Genomic DNA, 1,208 nt, shown 5'->3' with positions numbered 1-1,208 from the left:
ATTCCATGCGGCGTGTCACAAGTGACAGCCCTACGTTTTACACGCATCCACACTTGCTGATATTCTCGATAAAGCTGCTTAAGTCAGTGCCATTCTGACATGACCCGTTTTTCAGCCCTTGACGAATTGCCATCTCCGACAAATACTTGGTAGCTATGTTCGACCTCACCCAGAACTCTGAAGTGCAAGAAGCCTGCAAAAACTTTCACGTCAAGCGACTGCATATTTTCGGCTCTTTCGCATCTGGAGACTTCAATGAGTCCAGTGATGTGGATCTCTTAGTTGAGTTTGACCGCAATGGCTATGAGGGTGCATTCGAGCAACTAATGGACTTCAAAGCCAAGATGGAAACGCTCCTGCAAAGACCTGTGGACATCATCGTCAATCGACCATTCAGAAATCCACATTTCGAAGAAGAAATTAACCGAACAAAGCAACTCGTCTATGCCGCATAGCATCAACAAGCTATTGATCGACATCCGTATTGCCTGTGAAGAAATTCAAGGCTTCTGTTCTGGTAAAACCTTCGAAGCCTTACTCGAAGACCGATTGCTACAATTAGGCCTAGAACGAGAATTCGAAATCATCGGTGAAGCCCTCGTCCGCCTAGAACGTCTCGACGAAGCAAACCTGAGCCAACACATCCCCGAATACAGAAAGATTATCGGCTTTCGAAATCTGGTGGCGCATGGCTATGATACGATCGATGACGCTGCCCTCTGGGATCTTGCCCAGAATCATGTGCCGGAACTACTCACAAGGGTGCTCGATTACTAAAGCGCCCGGATGAATTCAGCAAAGTCTAACCATCCAGATCGTTAAATTTTGCGTTTGACCCCGTTTTCTGCCCTGACCCCGTTCTCTGCCCCAAACAAAAACACTCGACCGTTACACTCAGACGCGGCAAGCTGCCATATTAATGATGAATCGCCCTTCTATTATCACTAATTCCCCAGCAACCCCTACGGTGCTGCACCGCACTCGACCATAAAGGTAATGACATGACCCGAATGGCACGGACTTAAGCGGCTTTATCGACGTTTTTCTTCTTCGCTTTACCTTTGTTTTTTCTGGATTTTGAGACCTTAAATTTTGATCGATGGCACATCAACTTTTGGAAAGGTTTGGGCCTTTTCTTTAGTGCTCTAGGTTCGCTACGATTCTCTCGCAAGGGAACCTTCTCGCTCGCAATGACCAGAAGCATTTCG

Annotated in this window: 2 protein-coding genes and 1 pseudogene; 2 read left to right on the top strand and 1 reads right to left on the bottom strand. The window is 46.9% G+C overall.

Going from position 1 to position 1,208, the window contains the following annotated elements:
- Positions 1-155 precede the first annotated feature (155 nt).
- Entirely contained in the window at positions 156-455 is a 300-nt protein-coding gene (locus tag QEH52_RS19760) for a nucleotidyltransferase family protein (protein WP_308952684.1), read from the top strand.
- Positions 445-777, top strand: coding sequence for a HepT-like ribonuclease domain-containing protein (locus tag QEH52_RS19755; RefSeq protein ID WP_308952683.1), 333 nt, complete (start codon positions 445-447; stop codon positions 775-777). The genes QEH52_RS19760 and QEH52_RS19755 overlap by 11 nt, the downstream gene beginning before the upstream one ends.
- A gap of 244 nt (positions 778-1,021) precedes the next feature.
- Here the strand turns inward: QEH52_RS19755 and QEH52_RS19750 are convergent.
- Positions 1,022-1,208: pseudogene (locus QEH52_RS19750) on the bottom strand (hypothetical protein); the annotation flags it as partial.

The organism is Thalassobacterium maritimum (assembly GCF_031127805.1).
In the GTDB taxonomy this organism is placed as follows: Bacteria; Verrucomicrobiota; Verrucomicrobiia; order Opitutales; family Coraliomargaritaceae; genus Thalassobacterium; species Thalassobacterium maritimum.
Note: the sequence above shows the minus strand (reverse complement) of the source record. Positions and strands in the feature narration are given on the sequence as shown.

Excerpts from the sequence above, each read along its gene's own strand:
- QEH52_RS19760 (WP_308952684.1), top strand. The coding sequence starts at position 156 with ATGTTCGACCTCACCCAGAACTCTGAAGTGCAAGAAGCCTGCAAAAAC.
- QEH52_RS19755 (WP_308952683.1), top strand. The coding sequence starts at position 445 with ATGCCGCATAGCATCAACAAGCTATTGATCGACATCCGTATTGCCTGT.